This is a genomic window from Streptosporangium sp. NPDC005286, assembly GCF_040607515.1.
In the GTDB taxonomy this organism is placed as follows: Bacteria; Actinomycetota; Actinomycetes; order Streptosporangiales; family Streptosporangiaceae; genus Streptosporangium.
On the sequence record NZ_JBEXGU010000032.1, the window covers coordinates 39,343 to 56,320 of the forward strand.

Here is a 16,978-nt window from a genome sequence, read left to right on the forward strand (position 1 = left end):
GTCAGTGCCCCATTCCAAGGCCACCGTCAACGGGGATGACAGCCCCCGTGATGTAGGCGGCGTCCTCGCCGGCCAGGAATCTGACCACGCGTGCGATCTCCTCAGGGCTGGCATAGCGGCCCAGGGGGATGTTCTTCCTGATCTGCTCTTGGTAGGACTCGTCGAGCTCGGCCGTCATGTCGGTCTCCACGAAACCGGGGGCGACCACGTTGACCGTGATGTTGCGCGAGCCCAGCTCCCTGGCCGCCGACCGGGCGAAACCGATCATCCCGGCCTTGGAGGCGGCGTAGTTGCTCTGCCCCGCGGAGCCGAGCATGGCCACCACCGAGGAGATCAGCACGATCCGCCCGCGCTTGAGCCGCAGCATGCCGCGGGTGGCGCGCTTGGCGACCCGGTAGGCGCCGGTCAGGTTGGCGTCGATGACATCGGTGAAGGTCTCCTCCTTCATCATCGGCAGCAGCGTGTCCTTGGCGATGCCCGCGTTGGCGACGAGCACCTCGACCGGGCCGTACTCGGCCTCGACCTTCGCGAACGCGGCGTCCACGTCGGCCGTGCTGGTCACGTCGCAGCGCACGCCGAACAGCCCCTCGGGGGGCTGTCCGGAACGGTAGGTCACGGCGACGGCGTCGCCGGCCTGGGCGAGTTCGCGGGCGATCGCGAGGCCGATGCCGCGATTGCCGCCGGTTACGAGAACAGATCGAGCCATGGTCAGACGGTATCGGCTACTTGGGGGTAACCCTCTTGTCCGGGAAGGACAAGATCACGGGGTTAGGATCGTTGACATGCGCCAGATCGACTCCGACTTTCTCGCCCTGCCGCTGCGGCGGCTGGCGGACGCGGCCCTGCAACGCGCCCGGGACCTGGGCGCCGAGCACGCCGACTTCCGGCTGGAACGCATCCGCGGAGAGACCGTACGCCTGTCCGACGCCGCACTTGAGGGCTCCATCGACGCCGACACCCTCGGCTATGCCGTGCGGGTCGTCAAGAACGGCACCTGGGGCTTCGCCGGAGGCATCGAGCTCACCCCCGAGGCGGCCGTCCGCGTCGCCGAGCAGGCGGTGGAGGTGGCGCTCGTCTCGGCGGCGATCAACCGCGAGCCCGTCGAGCTGGCGCCCGAGCCGGTTCACTCCGACGTCACCTGGGTCTCCTCCTACGAACTCGACCCGTTCGAGGTGCCGATGCGCGACAAGGCGGAGTTGCTCGCCGGCTGGTCGCGCGGCCTGCTGACAGATCCCAGGGTGGACCACGTCCAGGCGTCGCTGATGCAGGTCAAGGAGCAGAAGTTCTACGCCGACACGGCGGGGACCTCCACCACGCAGCAGCGGGTGCGCGTCCACCCCCAGCTGGAGGCGATGAGGGTGCTGGACGGCCGCTTCGACTCGATGCGGACGCTCGCCCCGCCCGCGGGCCGGGGGTACGAGTACCTCACCGGCACCGGCTGGGACTTCCCCGGCGAGCTGGCGCGCATTCCCGAACTCCTTGAAGAGAAGCTCAAGGCCCCCTCCGTCGAGGCCGGCCCCTACGACCTGGTGATCGACCCGTCGAACCTGTGGCTGACGATCCACGAGTCGGTCGGGCACGCCACCGAACTCGACCGCGCCCTCGGCTACGAGGCGGCGTACGCCGGGACGAGCTTTGCCACCTTCGACCAGCTCGGCAAGCTGGTGTACGGCTCGCAGGTGATGAACGTGGTCGGCGACCGCACCGTCGAGCACGGCCTGGCCACGATCGGCTACGACGACGAGGGCGTGGCGACCAGGGAGTTCGACATCGTCTCCGGCGGCGTACTGGTCGGCTACCAGCTCGACCGGCGGATGGCGCTGCTGAAGGGCCTGGGCGCTTCCAACGGCTGCGCCTTCGCCGACTCCCCCGGCAACACCCCGATCCAGCGCATGGCGAACGTGTCGCTGCGACCGGCGCCCGACGGTCCCACCACCGAGGAGCTGATCTCCGGCGTCGACCGGGGCATCTACGTGGTGGGCGACAAGAGCTGGTCCATCGACATGCAGCGTTACAATTTCCAGTTCACCGGTCAGCGGTTTTATCTGATCAAGAACGGCAGGCTCGCCGGGCAGTTGCGCGACGTCGCCTACCAGGCCACGACCACCGACTTCTGGCGGTCGATGGCGGCGGTCGGCGGGCCGCAGACGTACGTGCTCGGCGGGGCGTTCAACTGCGGCAAGGGGCAACCGGGCCAGGTAGCCCCGGTCAGCCACGGCTGCCCGTCGGCGCTCTTCCGCGGCGTGCGCGTCCTCAACACCGCCCAGGAGAGTGGCAGTTGAGCGCGTACGGCGAGCGGGCGGATGAAGGTGGCGGCCGGGCGAGCCGGCAGGAGAGGAGCGGGATGAGCCCCCAGGAGATGATCGAGAAGGCTCTTGAGCTCTCCACGGCCGACGAGGTCGTTGTGATCGTGGACGAGGGGGCGAGCGCCAACCTGCGCTTCGCGGGCAACACCCTCACCACCAACGGCGTGTCCCGCTCCGCGCAGCTCACCGTGATCTCGATCGTGGGGCGGGGTGTGGGCGTGGTGTCACGGGCGGCGGTCCGCCCCGACCAGCTCGACGACGTCGTGGCGGCCGCCGACCACGCCGCGGAGGACGCCCAGCCGTCCGAGGACGCCCGGCCGCTGCTGGAGGGCACCCGATCCGACGGCTGGGACGACCCGGCCGAGCCGACCTCGATAGGGGTGTTCGGCGCCTTCGCCCCCGCCCTGGGCGAGGCCTTCACCGCGGCCGAGGCGAGCGGGCGCAGGCTGTACGGGTTCGCCGAGCACACGGTCACGACGACCTTCGTGGGCACCTCCACGGGCACCAGGCTGCGGCACACCCAGCCCACCGGCCGCCTGGAGCTCAACGCCAAGTCCTTGGACATGAAGCGCTCGGCATGGACGGGCGTGTCCACCCGCGACTTCTCCGACGTCGACGTGGCGGCTCTGGACGCCACGCTGGCCCGGCGGCTCGAGTGGGCGAAGAACCGTGTCGACCTGCCCGCGGGCCGGTACGAGACGCTGCTGCCGCCGACGGCCGTGGCCGATCTGATGATCTACCTGTACTGGACGGCCGGAGCCCGCGACGCCCTGGAGGGACGCACCGTCTTCTCCAGACCCGGCGGCGGCACCCGCGTCGGCGAGGTCCTCTCCGAGTCGCCGATCCGCCTGTACGGTGACCCCGCCGAGCCGGACATCGAGTGCCCGCCGTTCGTGGTGGCGCACGCCTCCAGCCGGGAGAGCTCGGTGTTCGACAACGGGCTGCCGCTGGCGGCCACCGACTGGATCTCCGACGGCAGACTGGCCAACCTGCTGCAGACCCGGCACTCCGCCGAACTGACCGGCCTGCCGGTGACCCCGGCCATCGACAACCTGATCATGCGAGGCCCCGGGGGCGGCCGGTCGCTGGAGGAGATGATCGCCTCCACCGAGCGCGGCCTGCTGCTCACCTGCCTGTGGTACATCCGCGAGGTCGACCCGCAGACGCTGCTGCTGACCGGCCTGACCCGCGACGGCGTCTACCTGGTGGAGAACGGCGAGGTCGTGGGCGAGGTGAACAACTTCCGCTTCAACGAGAGCCCGGTGGACCTGCTCCGCCGCCTCACCGAGGTCGGCGCCTCCGAGCAGACCCTGCCGCGTGAGTGGAGCGACTACTTCAACCGCGCGATCATGCCGGCGATCCGGGTGCCCGATTTCAACATGTCGACGGTCAGCCAGGCCAGCTAGGCCCTGCCTGGCAGACCGTGCCGTGGCGAGGAGGGGGCCTCCACCGGGGGCCCGCCACGGGCGGGCTCAGTCGTCCTCCAGCCGGAATCCGACCTTCATCCCGACCTGGAAGTGCCCGACCTCCCCCTCCTCGATGTGCCCTCTGATCTCGGTCACCTCGAACCAGTCGAGGTGACGCAGGGTCCGGGAGGCGCGGCGGACTCCGTTACGCACGGCCGCCTCGATGCTCTCCCCCGAAGTGCCGACTATCTCGGTCACCCGGTACGTTCGATCTGTCATCTCATGCTTCTTCCCGGAAAGCGATGATTACATGACCGTTCGCCACCAGCCGATATGAGGCCTAGATTGGGAATCGTGAAGGGATGGCACAAGCGCCCGGTGGTTCATCAGGTGACGGATGCTCAGCCCTCCCTGAGTGCCGACATCGGCAAGCGCGAGAAGAGCTACTTCATCAAGATGGGGATCCGGCTGATCTGCCTGATCCTCGCCTTCACCGTGCCCGCTCCGCTACCCGTCCGACTACTGCTCTTCGCCGGTGCGATCTTTTTACCATACATTGCCGTGATCGGGGCCAACGCGCCGCCACGTGGGGTGACGGGAGCCCCTGACGTGGAAGATTCCGGACAGAGCGAGATTCCACGCCACCGACGCGAGATCGGGTCGTGACTAAGTCTTGACGCACTCTAAGGGTTGTAGGTGTACGCTTTAGCCAAGTGCCCTGGTCCCCCGTCGGGGCACTGGTGCCGGCGTTCCGGGCCCCCGTCGGAACGCCGATGAAGCGACGCCGGGTGGTTTGCCCCCGTAACCACCCGGCGTCGCCCTTTTCTTATGACTTTTACTTGTTCTCGCCTTTTCTCTGATGTTATTTCTCACCCTGTGTATCGGTTGTCTGCTCCCAGTTACGCGCCAGCGCGGTCAGCCTTTCCACGACATCCGGCGGCGCCGTGCCCGCCCCCAGCGCCACGCCGAGCAGATAGGCCGTCAGCGGCGCGGCCGGCCGGGCCACCCCGTGCGCGACCTCCTTTGTCAGGTCGAGCACCTCGTCACGATCGACTGTCGCGGGATCGATGCCCAACTCCCGGCAGACCAGCGCGGTCCACTCCGTCAGCACGTTCAACTCTCACTCCTTCTCAGCGGTAGCGCCCGCCTGGGCCCGCGCCCGCTGTAGATCGTCCATGGTGTCGCAATCGAACCACGGCCGCCCGGCGAGATGAAGCGTGACCGGGTCGAGCGGGGCCAGCAGCCCGTGCAGCGACCGTCCCTCGTAGCGGGCGAGCGCCCGCGTCAGGCTCGCCGTATGCCAGACCCCGGCGAGCCACTGCTCGCGGCCACCGTCGTCGACGAGCACCGCTCCCGCCCGTGCCCCCTCCGCGTACGCCACCGTCCCCGCGCCTGCGCCTGCCGCGTCCAGCAGCGCGGACACGTGCTCGGCGGTCAGGAACGGAAGGTCGGCGGCGAGCAGCACCACCCACGGCGCGGTCACCTCGGCCAGCCCCGCCCGCAGCGCCGGAACGGGGCCGCCTCCGGGTGGATCCTCACGGCGGAAGATCGCGCCTGGCAGCCCGGGGCGGGGCGGCCCGACGACGACCAGCCTGCCGGCGCCGGGCACGGCGGCGGCCACCGACTCGACCAGCGGGCGGCCCGAGACGTGCAGGGCGGGCTTGTCCCGGCCGCCGAGCCGTCTCGCGAGACCGCCCGCCAGGACGCAGGCGTCGTGGCGGGCGGTCATCCGCCGATGGCGGACATCGGGCGGGACGGCTGCAGGAAGGCCGGGTCGTCGATGCCGTGACCGGCCTTCTTGATCCGGACCGCGGACCGCCAGCGCTCGACGATCTCGTCGTCGCTCGCCCCCGAGCGCATCGCGCTCCTCAGGTCGGACTCGTCGGTGGCGAACAGGCAGTTGCGGATCTGGCCGTCGGCGGTGAGCCGCACCCGATCGCACGCACCGCAGAACGGGCGGGTGACCGAGCCGATGACACCGACCCTGGCCGGGCCGCCCTCGACGAGGAACAGTTCCGCAGGAGCGCTGCCGCGTTCCACCGGGTCGGCGTCGGTCAGGTCGAAGGCGGCCTGGAGCCGGGCGAGGATCTCGTCGGCCGTGATCATGTTCTCCCGGCGCCAGCCGTGCTGGGCGTCCAGCGGCATCTGCTCGATGAACCGCAGCTCGTACCCCCGTTCCAGGCAGTAGCGCAGCAGCGGCACGGCCTCGTGGTCGTTGATCCCGCGCATCAGCACGGTGTTGACCTTGACGGGACGCAGGCCGGAGGCGTGGGCCGCCTCCAGGCCCTCAAGAACGTCGGCCAGCCGGTCACGGTGGGCGAGCTTCTTGAAGGTCTCGCGGTCGAGGGTGTCGAGGGAGACGTTGACCCGGTGCAGGCCGGCGGCGGCCAGGGCGGCGGCCATCCGGCTCAGCCCGATCCCGTTGGTGGTCAGCGAGACCTGCGGGGTGGGGCCGAGCGCGGTGGTGCGGGTCACGATGTCGACCAGTTCGCGGCGGAGCAGGGGCTCGCCCCCGGTGTAGCGGACCTCGGTGATGCCCAGCCGCTCCACCCCGATGGTGACCAACCGGACGATCTCGTCGACGGTCAGCAGTTCGGGTTTGGGCAACCATTCCAGGCCCTCGGGCGGCATGCAGTAGGAACAGCGCAGGTTACAGCGGTCCGTGAGGGACACCCGCAGATCGGTCGCCACACGACCGAACAAATCCTGCAACACGGGGCGCCACCTCCCAGTCGGTCACCTATTAAGCAGGGGGCCAGCCTATGGCCGGCCCCCCACTTGGCCCCAAACAGGCCTCGACCATTTCAACATCATCGCGAGATGGTTGATTCCTTGGGAGATCGCCAGATCTGTCCGGACGATCCGGTCCCTGAGATCCCTGCGTCCTCATGCCCCTCGAAACGGCCCCGCACGCCCTGGTCGCAGACCGATCGCTCAGCCCTTGACGCAGACCGGCTGCCGCAGGTGCGCGACCACCTCGACCAGGTCGGTCCGCGCGGCCATGACCGACTGGATGTCCTTGTACGCGCCGGGGATCTCGTCGATCACCCCGGTGTCCTTGCGGCACTCGACGCCGGCGGTCTGCGCCTTGAAGTCCTCCAGGGTGAAGGTCTTCTTCGCCTTGTTCCGTCTCATCCGCCCGAAAACCAGTGGGATATCACGTTGGACATGGGCAAGCTGGATCTCGCAACGAAGGAGATCACAATGCCGAACCAGCCCGCACCGAACCTGGTGTCGTGGGCCAGCGAGATCGACGAGGGTACGATCATGCAGGCCGCACGCGCCGCCCGCCTGCCAATCGTCTCCGGACACGTCGCTCTCATGCCCGACGCGCACATCGGTATCGGCGCGACGGTCGGATCGGTGATCCCCACCGAAGGGGCCATCATCCCGGCCGCCGTCGGCGTCGACATCGGCTGTGGCATGGTCGCGACCGAGACGACGCTCACCGCCGCCGACCTCCCGGACACCCTTGAGGCCCTGATGCCGCTGGTGGAGAAGCGGATCCCCGCCGGCGTCGGCAAGGGCCACGACGACCCGTCCATGGACCGCGCACTGAGCGACCTCGGCCGTCCGCACACCGACCTGACTCCTCAGCAGGAGAAGAAGGTGTCCCTGCAGTTCGGCACCCTCGGATCCGGCAACCACTTCGTCGAGGTCTGCCTCGACGAGCGTGACCGGGTCTGGACGGTGCTGCACTCGGGCTCGCGCGGCATCGGCAACCTGCTCGCGACCAAGCACATCGTCGACGCCAAGAAGACGATGAAGAAGCAGGCGATCGGCCTGGAGGACCCGGACCTGGCCTACCTGGTGCAGAACACGCCGGAGTTCACCGCCTACATCGAGGACATGCTGTGGTCGCAGCACTACGCCATGGCCTCACGTGCCCGGATGGACAAGGTGCTGAGCAACGCCCTGTTCCGGGTCGTCGGTAAGGGCCAGCGGCTCCGGACGATCAATTGCCATCACAACTTCACGCAGCAGGAGACGCACGACGGCAAGGACCTGTGGATCACCCGTAAGGGAGCCATCAAGGCCGACACCGGCGACGAGGGCGTGATCCCAGGCTCGATGGGGACGCGCTCATACATCGTGCGCGGGCTCGGTAACCCGATGTCGTACAACTCCTGCTCCCACGGAGCCGGCCGCAGGATGTCGCGCACCCGGGCGAAGCGTGAGCTGACGGCCGCGTCCCTGACCGAGGCGATGCGCGGCCGCACCTGGAACGCGAACCGCGCCGCCGCTCTGGTGGACGAGCACCCGCAGGCGTACAAGTCGATCGACCAGGTGATGGCAGACCAGAAGGACCTGGTCGCGATCCAGCACACGCTGCGCCAGGTGTTCAATTACAAGGGCTGAACCTGCACCTTCTGCGCCCCGTCGCCGATCACAGGCGGCGGGGCGCTGCGTTTACCGACTTCTCAGCCGACGCTCGGGGCACATCAAGGTCTCCGGCAAAGCCGGGGCGGTTCAGCCTTCCCTTTGCGCTACAACTGACGCAGCACCTGCATGGCGTCCTTCTCGATGCGCGAAAGATCGTGGAGGATGACGCCGGCCTGCTCGAGGTACCCCGCGTCGCCGCTCTCTCCAGCCTTCGCGATCAAGGTGGACACGTCCGTCCACAGGACGGCGGCATCGGCGTACAGCCTGTGACCGGCGCGGAGGTTGCCGTTGTCGATCAGCCGGGTGCACTCGTCGAGGAAGTCGCGATAGAGGGCGCGAAACAGGGCACCGCCGGTGCCGCCCTTCTCCATGAGGAGGGCGGCCTGCGGCAGGTCCTGCTGCGGCTCGCCGGCGCGTAGCAGCCATCTGGGCACCTGTTTGCCGGCCTTCTCGATGCCGCGGTGGCCCAGGTTCGCGATGGGAGCGGCGAGGAAGGCGTCGGCGCAGTCTTTGATGGCGGGGATGATCTGGTCCTGCCAGGAAAGCGGGTGAGCCGGCAGGGTGATGGTGAAGGATCGGTTCCTGGCGGTCATCGGGCCGCGTTCGGCCCGCGCCATGGCGAGGCCGGCCCGGCTGGTGCGCACCGCTCCTCCCTGCTGGTCGGTGTCCACAAGGTAGACGTCGTGCTCGTCGTAGCCGTACATGGCGACGACATGACCGCCGAAGTGCACCTTGGAGCGGAAATAGTCCAGGTGGTAGCAGTCGAGCTGGAGGCCGACCGGCCGACCGGCGTCGATGGGGGCGGCCACGTTCTCCCACGCCTTGCGCGGTGAGGTGGTCTCCTCGGCCGTTAACGTCAGCCTCAGCCTGGCGGCCAGGTTCCTGGTGAGGTCGAAAGGCTTGACGCGGCCTCCGAGAAAGGGGAACGCCATGCCCTTGCTGTCCCAATAGATGAAGGACAGGCCCGAACCCAGCCCGAACAGCATGGGCTCGGACAGATCAAGTCCCTCATGCCGTAACAGCACCCCCAGCGCCGTCGTCTCGCAGTGGTGCATGCCACGGGCCTCGATGTCCTTCACGATGGTCATGCGTCGCTCTCCTCATGCTGACGCGGCGAACGGTCACACCGTCCCCATCCCTGATGCCTTCATGATCAATTACTGGGGACCGCTGGGAGTAGCATGAGGCCTCCCACAGTGGGAGAGTCCAGCCGTCGACACTCCGGCAAACCCATGACCGACTCTACGAATTCAACCTGTGTAACAGCTGAACCGCTCGATCATCCATCATCAGAGCGTTCGACGTCGAAGACCCCCTCAAAGATGTACTCGTCCGGATCCTCTTTCGACTGGACGTATCTCTCAAAGCGCCGAAGCGCATCGAACTCGGGATCCTCGCCTGGTTTGTCGACCGCATAGCGGATGGGCCATCGCGAGACCCGCCGACCAGGCGCACTCGACTCTCCACCCGGTAGGAGGCCCGCTCTGCCCCGGCGTGGTCAGTGGCGACCGCCGAGCGACATCCGGCCCGGCCGCCCTCTCGCGAGGGTGGCCCCGCCGGGTGGTCACCGTGGATCGACGGTCAATCGGCCGCGGTTCGGATGTCGAGATCCCGGCGTCCGTTCCGACCCGGCTGTGAGAGGTGCCCTACGGGCGCCTGGACACGTGTAGGACCAAGGAGGGATCTTCATGCGAGAGGTGACGTCGGCCGGGCCCGGCCTTCGAGCGGGGTGGCGGGAGTGGACCGGGCTGACCGTGCTGATTCTGCCCACCCTGCTGGTGGCTCTGGACATCGGCGTGCTGTTCCTGGCACTGCCGCAGCTGAGCGCCGAACTGGGGGCGACCGGTACCGAGCAGCTGTGGATCATGGATATCTACGGGTTCATGCTCGCCGGCTCCCTGATCACGATGGGTACCCTGGGCGACCGCGTCGGCCGGCGCAGGCTGCTGCTGATCGGAGCGGCCGCCTTCGGCGCCGCCTCCATACTGATCGCCTACTCGACCAGCGCCGAGATGCTGATCGCCTCCCGGGCCCTGCTCGGCGTCGCGGGCGCCACGTTGTCGCCCTCGACGCTGGCGTTGATCAGCAACCTGTTCCGTGACGAGCGTCAGCGGGGCGTGGCCATCTCCCTCTGGGCGACCAGCCAGTTCGGCGGTGCCGCCCTCGGCCCGGTCGTCGGGGGGTTGATGCTGGAACACTTCTGGTGGGGGTCGGTGTTCCTGCTCGGCGTGCCGGTCATGTGCCTGCTGCTGGTGGTCGGGCCGATCCTGCTGCCCGAGTATCGCAACCCGGACGCCGGCCGGCTCGACCTGCCCAGCGTCGCTCTCTCGCTGGGCGCCGTCCTGCCCGTCGTCTACGGCTTCAAGGAGTTGATCGCCGGCGACACCGACACACCGGCGGTGGCCGTCGGCGCCATCACGGTCGGCGTGGTCTTCGGAGCGGTGTTCGTTCGCCGGCAGTTCCGGCTGGAGGATCCGCTGTTGAATCTTTCCCTGTTCGCGCTGCCCTCCGTCCGCGCCGCTCTGCCGGCCCTGCTGGTCTCCGCCGGCGCTCTGGCCGGGACCAGCATGCTGACCACCCAGTACGTACAGAGCGTGGTCGGGCTCTCTCCCGGTGAGGCGGGGCTGTGGCAGGCTCCCACGGGGCTGGGCATCGCGGCGGGCACCCTGCTGGCTCCGCTGGCGCTGCGCCGGCTGAGGCCGGTCACCACCATGACGGCCGGGCTGGTGCTCTCGTCGATCGCACTCGCCGTGATCACCCAGGCGGACAGCTCCGGCTGGCTGGTCCCCGTGGTGGTGGCCATCGCGGTCACCGCCTTCGGGGTGGGACCGCTGTTCGTGCTCGGCACCGGCATGGTCGTCGGCTCCGCCCCGCCGGAGAAGGCCGGGTCGGCGGCGTCGTTGTCGGAGGCCGGCAACGTGCTCGGCTCCACGTTCGGCCTGGCCGTGCTGGGTAGCGTCGGAGCCCTGGTCTACCGCCACCTGATGGCCGATAGCGCTCTCGAGGGAATCCCGGCCGAAGCCGTCGACAGTGCCGGGGAGAACGTGGCCACCGCCATCGCCGTGGCCGATCGACTGCCGGCCGGAGCCGGCGGGGACCTGCTCGACGCCGCCGGTGAGGCCTTCACCGGCGCGATGAACGTGGCCGCCGGAATCGGCGCCGTCGTCTTCGCCGCTCTCGCCGTCCTCCTCGCCACCGCCCTGCGCCGGAAGGACGGCGCCCAGGCTCCGAGCGCGGCGGCTCGGGAAGGTGTGGTCGCCGACGAGAAGTCCCCGGCCGAGGTGGCAAGGTGAGATCTCTTCCGAAGCCTTTCCGGCGGCATGTCGAGAACGCGCCCGCGGCGCCGACTGTGCTGTGCACACCGACCACGATTCTCAAGGAGACCCGAACGTGGAAGCCATGAAGACGGATGCCCTGAAGGTGCCGGGCGCGACCCTGCACTACGAGGTCCGCGGCGCGGGCCCCGTCCTGCTGCTGATCTGCGGCGGGGTCTACGACGCCGCCGGATACGCGGCCCTGGCCGGGCAGCTCGCCGACCGGTACACGGTGGTGAGCTATGACCGGCGCGGCAACTCGCGCAGCCCCCTGGACGGGCCGCCGGAGCAGCAGAGCATCGAGGTGCACGGCGACGACGCGCACCGGGTGCTGGCGGCGGTGGGCGTCACGGCGGACGAGCCCGCCTACGTGTTCGGCAACAGCTCCGGCGCGATGATCGGCCTGGAGCTGACCGCCCGCCACCCCGGGCAGGTGCGTGCCCTGGTCGCCCACGAGCCGCCGCTCTTCGAGATGCTGCCCGACCGCGACCACTGGCGCGACGTCATCCGGAACGTGCGGGACACCTTCGCCAAGGAGGGGGCCGAGGCCGCGGGGCAGGTCCTCACCGCCGGATTCGAGATGAGCAGCGGGCCGGCGCGGGACGACGCGGCCGCCGACGAGCAGCAGCGCGTTCCGGGGGGCGGACAGGGGCCGCAGGGGGAACCCGAGCCGGAGATGCTGGAGATGATGGCGCGCCTGGCGAGGAACATGGAGTTCTTCATCGGCTACGAGGTGCCGCCGTTCGCCACGTACGTCCCCGACGTCGCCGCGCTCCTGGCGTCCTCGGTGCGGGTGGTGGCGGCGGTGGGCGAGGCGTCGGAAGGCGAACCCCCGTACCGGGGCGCCCTCGCCGTGGCCGAACAGCTGGGAATCGGGCACGTGGTGTTTCCCGGCGACCACGGCGGCTTCGGCGCCCAGCCCGTGGCGTTCGCCGCGAAACTTCACGAGGTGCTTTCGAACTCGTAGAACGGCGGCTTGGCTGGAAATCGCGCAGCCCCGCGTTCAGGGGCTGCGCACCGTCCTGGGTCGGCCGGCCGGATGAAGACCGGATCTCGGCGAGGAGCCGCCACCCGGAACCTTCCTGGCGGTCGTGGCACCGTCCCCGCGAACTCCTCCCGCATCGCGCGGGCGCCCCTCGGCGTTCACCGGACCCGGCGCTAGAGGCGGAAGTCCCAGTCGATCAGGCCCGCGCGCAGGTCGTCGGCGAGGCCTCGGACATAGTCGAGTTCGGCCTTGAGCACGGCCCGCTGGTACTCGGTCTCCACCAGGAAGAGGCGCGGGAGGAACTTCGCCCCCTCGGTCAGGTCGCGGCCCAACTCCGACAGTCGCGCCTCCAGGGAGATCAGGCGCTCGTCGAGCGCCGCACGGACCTCATCGGGCGGCAGCACGGGCATGAAGGCGAGTGCGGCGGGGAACTCCGGGAACTCGCGGGCCCGCACGGAGAGCATCGTCCGCATCCACTGCCGCAGCGTGTCACGGCCCGCGTCGGTGGGCTCGTAGACGGTCCGCTCGGGCCGGTTCTCCTCGCGCGAGGTCTCACGGACCGCGATGAGCCCGTCGCGGAGCAGCCTGTCGATGGTCTGGTAGACGCTGTTGCGCTGCGCGACGTTAACGACGTCGTCCTTGTGCCGCTCCTTGATCATCCGCTGCATCTGGTACGCGTGCATCGGCGCCTCACAGACCAGCGAGAGCAGCGCCATGGCCAGGGGGGATCGCCTCGTAGACATGGTGCACATCGTAACGGCCTACCAAATAATAGTTATTCTATGTATAGTCATCTTATGACTAAAAAAGCCCTGATAGTCGGCGGGGGCATCGCCGGCCCGGTGACAGCGATGGCCCTGCGGCGCGCCGGCATCGACAGCGAGGTTTTCGAGGCGTACGACCAAGGTTCCGATGGCGTGGGCGCCTTCCTCACGCTCGCGGTCAACGGGCTGGAGGCGCTACGCCCCCTCGACCTGCACGATCTCGTCGGCGACCTGGGCATGGACTCCTCGCGGATGCTGATGTTCAACGGGCGCGGCAGGCCACTCGCCTCCGTCTGGCAGCCCAGCCGGACGCTGAAGCGCGCCGATCTCTATCGGGTGCTGCGCGACGAGGCCGTACGGCGCGGCGTGCGGATCCACTACGGCAGGCGCCTCACCGACGCCTCGATCACCGCGGGCGGGGTGCGCGCGGTCTTCGCCGACGGCAGCGCGGCCGAAGGCGAGCTGCTGATCGGCGCCGACGGGCTCCACTCGCGGACCCGCACGATCATCGACGCCGGGGCGCCTCGCGCCCGGCACGTCGGTCTGCTGAACACCGGCGGTTTCGCGCACGGCGTCAAGGTGCCCGGCGAGCCGGGAACGAGCCACTTCATCTTCGGCAGAAGATGCTTTTTCGGCTACCTGATCCATCCGGACGGAGCGGTGTGGTGGTTCGCCAACCCGCCGAGCCCCAGGGAGCCGACTCCGGAGGAGCTCGCGGCGATCACCCCGGCGCAGTGGCGCACCAGGCTGACAGAACTGTTCGGCGATGACAGCGGGCCGATGCTCGACATCATCGGCGCGACCGACCACATCATGGCCGGCTGGAACACCTACGACTTCCCGACCGTGCCGAAGTGGTTCAACGAGCGCATGGTGATCCTGGGCGACGCCGCGCACGCGACCTCGCCCTCCTCCGGCCAGGGGGCGTCCATGGCGATCGAGGACGCCGTGGTGCTGGCCAAGTGCCTGCGGGACGTCCCCGGCACCCGCGACGCGTTCGCCACCTTCGAGGCGGTGCGGCGCAAGCGGGTGGAGCGGATCGTGGAGCACGGCAGACTCAACGGGAGCGGCAAGGCGCAGGGAGCCGTCGGCGCCTTCTTCCGCGATCTCACACTACCGATGATCATGCGGCAGGTGGACAGGAGGAACGCGCTGGCCTGGATGTACGACTACCGGATCTCCTGGAACGAGCCGGCCTCCGCGACCTCCGGCTGAGAGGCACCCGGCCTGCGGGGTCAGGATGCGGTGATGGCGGTGCCGCGCGCGAGGAGCAGCAGGACGGCGACCGCGGCGACGGCGACCGCCACGGCGAAGGGAACGCGCGGCGAGGTTCGGCCCAGCGCCACCCCGCAGGCGGTGAAGGCTCCGGCCACCGCCAGCGCCGCCCAGCCCCCCGCGCCCGGCGACCCCGTGGGGCCGAAGACGAGCAGGGCGGTCGCGGCCAGCAGCGGCAGCGGGATCAGGACGCGGACGCGGGCGACACCGAGCCGCTGCGGCCAGCCCCGGACCCCACCGGCGAGGTCCGCGGGGATGTCGGGGAGCACGTTGGCCAGGTGCGCCCCGCAGCCGAGCAGCGCCGCGGCCAGGACCGCCCACCAGGCGGGCCACGGATGTCCCGGCAGGCCCAGGGTCACGAACCCGGGAAGCGAGCCGAAGCCCACCACGTACGGCAGCCAGGAGAGCGCGGTCGCCTTGAGTCCGAGGTCGTAGGCCCAGGCCGCGGCGACGCCGACGAGGTGGACCGCACCTGCCGCCGGCCCCGAGGCCAGGGAGAGCGGCACGCAGAGCGCCAGGGCCGCGATCGCGGCGACCCACACCGTGCGGACGTTCACCGCGCCACCGGCGACAGGCTTGCCGGTGCGGCCCGCGGCGGCGTCCCGCGCCGCGTCCACCGCGTCGTTGCACCAGCCGATCGAGAGTTGCCCGGTCAGCACCGCCGCGGCCACCAGGACGCACCCGGCCGCGTCGCGCCCGCTCAGCGCGGCCAGCGCGGTCACCAGGACGGTGACCGCCGCGCTCGGCCCGGGGTGGCAGGCCAGCAGCAGCCCTCGCGCGGCCCTGAGCACCGGCCCTGTCCCCGGGCACATCGGCCGGCTCGTCGTCACTGATCGATCGTAGGCCGAGGCGCCCAGGAAAGCGGGCACCGAACATCTCAAAAAAGCGGACATCGCTACAAGAAACAGACAGCGTTGCGAGGTGAGATGCCCCGAGGAACGGACAGCGAGGCTGTCGCGACGCATGCCGCAGATCCAGCTGGGCAAAAAGCAGATGTCCGCTGTTCACGAGCCGGGGGTCTGTCCTTTGACCTCCTCCCCACGGCTGAAGCCGGGGGATTCCAACCCGCACAGGTCGGATTTCCTGCTTCACCACCAGTCGCCCGCAGGAGGATTCCCCTTTGAGGTCTTACCCCGGCTCCACAGGCGTTTTTCCTCTCCGCCCGCCCGGCGGCGAGGGTGGTGCAGGTCATGCGTGCGGCGGCTTGGTCGTCGCCACCGTTCGAACATGTTGACCATGCGGCGCCGTACCGCGTTTCCTTCCCACGCCTAAAGGCGGGGGTCTCCACGCTGAAGGGATTTAGATGACGCGAATCATCGCTGTCCGCGGCGCGCTCCCACCGAACCGGCACTCCCAGGCAGAGATCACCGAGGCGTTCGCACGGGCGTGCCTGCCCGAAGGTGCCAGCCGCCGGCTGCTCGACCGGCTGCACACCTCCGCGCGGGTGGAGTCACGGCACCTGACGTTACCGCTCGAGCAGTACGCCAAGCTGGACGGCTTCGGTGCGGCCAACGACGCCTTCGTGGAGACTGCCGTGGAGCTGGGCACCGAGGCGCTGGGCGGCGCGCTGGAGGAGGCCGGGGTCCTCCCCGAGGACGTGGACATGATCCTCTTCACCTCGGTGACCGGCGTCGCGGCCCCCTCGGTGGACGCCAGGGTGGCCGGGCGGCTCGGGCTGCGCCCGGACGTCAAGCGGATCCCCATCTTCGGACTGGGCTGTGTCGCGGGGGCGGCCGGAATCGCCCGGCTCCACGACTACCTGCACGGCTGGCCCGAGCAGCTGGCGGTGCTGCTCTCGGTCGAGCTGTGCTCCCTCACCCTGCAGCGCGGTGACGCCTCCGTCGCCAACATGGTGGCGAGCGCCCTGTTCGGCGACGGGGCGACGGCCGTGGTGGCCTGCGGTGACGAGTGGCGCCCCCGGCGTACCGGCTCGCCCGCGACCTCCCGGGCCGGTGCGGTGAGTGGCGCGTCCGCGACGACGCGGCCCGCGGGACCCGCGGGGTCCTCTCCGGCGGCGGGCGCTCCCGCGGCCGCCTGGCCCGCGGGCCCCGCGGGCTCCTCCCCCTCCACCGGCGAGCCGGCCTCCCACCGGCCCTGCGGACGGGCGGCTCCGGCGGTGGTGGCCTCGCGCAGCCATCTGTATCCCGGCTCCGAGCACGTGATGGGCTGGCACGTCGGCGACACCGGCTTCCGCGTGCTGCTCGACGCGAGTGTCCCCGAGGTGGTGCGCACCTACCTGGCCGACGACGTGCACGACTTCCTCGCCGACCACGACCTGAGCAGCGAGGAGGTGACGGCGTGGGTCTGCCACCCGGGCGGCCCCAAGGTCCTGGAGGCGGTGGCCGAGACGCTGCGGCTTCCCGAGGACGCGCTGGACCTCACCTGGCGCTCGCTCGCCGCGATCGGAAACCTCTCCTCCTCCTCGGTCCTGCACGTCCTGCGGGACACGCTCGCCCTGCGGCCACCGCCGCCCGGCACTCCGGGGATGCTCCTGGCGATGGGGCCGGGCTTCTGCTCCGAACTCGTACTGCTGCGCTGGTAGGAG

Annotated in this window: 16 protein-coding genes and 1 pseudogene; 8 read left to right on the top strand and 9 right to left on the bottom strand. The window is 69.8% G+C overall.

Going from position 1 to position 16,978, the window contains the following annotated elements; translation table 11 throughout:
- Position 1: 1 nt before the first annotated feature.
- Positions 2-706 carry a beta-ketoacyl-ACP reductase gene (locus ABZU75_RS14800; RefSeq protein WP_350919126.1) on the bottom strand — a complete coding sequence of 235 codons (705 nt, stop codon included), beginning with the start codon at positions 704-706 and terminating at the stop codon, positions 2-4.
- Positions 707-782: 76 nt separating this feature from the next.
- Here ABZU75_RS14800 and ABZU75_RS14805 point away from each other — a divergent pair, with 76 nt between their 5' ends.
- Positions 783-2,282, top strand: a complete 1,500-nt coding sequence (locus ABZU75_RS14805) for a TldD/PmbA family protein (protein ID WP_355554011.1) — start codon at positions 783-785, stop codon at positions 2,280-2,282.
- Between the two features lie 62 nt (positions 2,283-2,344).
- Positions 2,345-3,712: a metallopeptidase TldD-related protein gene (locus ABZU75_RS14810; protein WP_355554014.1), complete on the top strand. Its 1,368-nt coding sequence runs from the start codon at positions 2,345-2,347 to the stop codon at positions 3,710-3,712.
- A gap of 66 nt (positions 3,713-3,778) precedes the next feature.
- Here ABZU75_RS14810 and ABZU75_RS14815 read toward each other — a convergent pair whose 3' ends face one another.
- A complete protein-coding gene (locus tag ABZU75_RS14815) occupies positions 3,779-3,991 on the bottom strand; it encodes a dodecin (RefSeq protein WP_030904659.1) in 213 nt (70 codons plus the stop codon).
- 75 nt (positions 3,992-4,066) lie between these two features.
- On the opposite strand from ABZU75_RS14815, the gene ABZU75_RS14820 reads away from it, so the two are divergent.
- Positions 4,067-4,378, top strand: coding sequence for a DUF3099 domain-containing protein (locus ABZU75_RS14820; RefSeq protein ID WP_350919120.1), 312 nt, complete (start codon positions 4,067-4,069; stop codon positions 4,376-4,378).
- A gap of 196 nt (positions 4,379-4,574) precedes the next feature.
- Here ABZU75_RS14820 and ABZU75_RS14825 read toward each other — a convergent pair whose 3' ends face one another.
- From ABZU75_RS14825 to ABZU75_RS14840, 4 genes and pseudogenes are all read right to left on the bottom strand, one after another.
- Positions 4,575-4,823 carry a DUF6457 domain-containing protein gene (locus tag ABZU75_RS14825; RefSeq protein ID WP_350919434.1) on the bottom strand — a complete coding sequence of 83 codons (249 nt, stop codon included), beginning with the start codon at positions 4,821-4,823 and terminating at the stop codon, positions 4,575-4,577.
- 9 nt (positions 4,824-4,832) lie between these two features.
- Positions 4,833-5,441: a molybdenum cofactor guanylyltransferase gene (locus ABZU75_RS14830; protein WP_355554019.1), complete on the bottom strand. Its 609-nt coding sequence runs from the start codon at positions 5,439-5,441 to the stop codon at positions 4,833-4,835.
- Entirely contained in the window at positions 5,438-6,427 is a 990-nt protein-coding gene (gene moaA, locus ABZU75_RS14835) for a GTP 3',8-cyclase MoaA (protein ID WP_355554022.1), read from the bottom strand. Before moaA ends, ABZU75_RS14830 begins: the two co-directional genes overlap by 4 nt.
- A gap of 219 nt (positions 6,428-6,646) precedes the next feature.
- A pseudogene (locus ABZU75_RS14840) lies at positions 6,647-6,850 on the bottom strand (RtcB family protein); the annotation flags it as partial.
- 30 nt (positions 6,851-6,880) lie between these two features.
- On the opposite strand from ABZU75_RS14840, the gene ABZU75_RS14845 reads away from it, so the two are divergent.
- Positions 6,881-8,071, top strand: coding sequence for an RtcB family protein (locus ABZU75_RS14845; RefSeq protein WP_355554025.1), 1,191 nt, complete (start codon positions 6,881-6,883; stop codon positions 8,069-8,071).
- Positions 8,072-8,199: 128 nt separating this feature from the next.
- Here the strand turns inward: ABZU75_RS14845 and ABZU75_RS14850 are convergent, their stop codons facing one another.
- Positions 8,200-9,183 carry a BtrH N-terminal domain-containing protein gene (locus ABZU75_RS14850; RefSeq protein ID WP_355554028.1) on the bottom strand — a complete coding sequence of 328 codons (984 nt, stop codon included), beginning with the start codon at positions 9,181-9,183 and terminating at the stop codon, positions 8,200-8,202.
- A 600-nt stretch (positions 9,184-9,783) separates the two neighbouring features.
- On the opposite strand from ABZU75_RS14850, the gene ABZU75_RS14855 reads away from it, so the two are divergent.
- The gene (locus ABZU75_RS14855; protein WP_355554031.1) at positions 9,784-11,388 is read left to right on the top strand and encodes an MFS transporter; all 1,605 of its coding nucleotides are present in this window, start codon (positions 9,784-9,786) and stop codon (positions 11,386-11,388) included.
- A gap of 106 nt (positions 11,389-11,494) precedes the next feature.
- Positions 11,495-12,376, top strand: coding sequence for an alpha/beta hydrolase (locus ABZU75_RS14860; RefSeq protein ID WP_355554090.1), 882 nt, complete (start codon positions 11,495-11,497; stop codon positions 12,374-12,376).
- Positions 12,377-12,567: 191 nt separating this feature from the next.
- Here the strand turns inward: ABZU75_RS14860 and ABZU75_RS14865 are convergent, their stop codons facing one another.
- Positions 12,568-13,137 carry a PadR family transcriptional regulator gene (locus tag ABZU75_RS14865; protein WP_355554034.1) on the bottom strand — a complete coding sequence of 190 codons (570 nt, stop codon included), beginning with the start codon at positions 13,135-13,137 and terminating at the stop codon, positions 12,568-12,570.
- 54 nt (positions 13,138-13,191) lie between these two features.
- On the opposite strand from ABZU75_RS14865, the gene ABZU75_RS14870 reads away from it, so the two are divergent.
- On the top strand, positions 13,192-14,373 hold the full coding sequence (locus tag ABZU75_RS14870) for an FAD-dependent monooxygenase (protein WP_355554037.1): 1,182 nt from the start codon (positions 13,192-13,194) through the stop codon (positions 14,371-14,373).
- 20 nt (positions 14,374-14,393) lie between these two features.
- Here the strand turns inward: ABZU75_RS14870 and ABZU75_RS14875 are convergent, their stop codons facing one another.
- On the bottom strand, positions 14,394-15,263 hold the full coding sequence (locus tag ABZU75_RS14875) for a UbiA family prenyltransferase (RefSeq protein ID WP_355554040.1): 870 nt from the start codon (positions 15,261-15,263) through the stop codon (positions 14,394-14,396).
- A gap of 473 nt (positions 15,264-15,736) precedes the next feature.
- Between ABZU75_RS14875 and ABZU75_RS14880 the strand changes: the two genes are divergently transcribed.
- Positions 15,737-16,975, top strand: a complete 1,239-nt coding sequence (locus tag ABZU75_RS14880) for a 3-oxoacyl-[acyl-carrier-protein] synthase III C-terminal domain-containing protein (protein ID WP_355554043.1) — start codon at positions 15,737-15,739, stop codon at positions 16,973-16,975.
- The last annotated feature ends 3 nt before the right edge of the window (positions 16,976-16,978 follow it).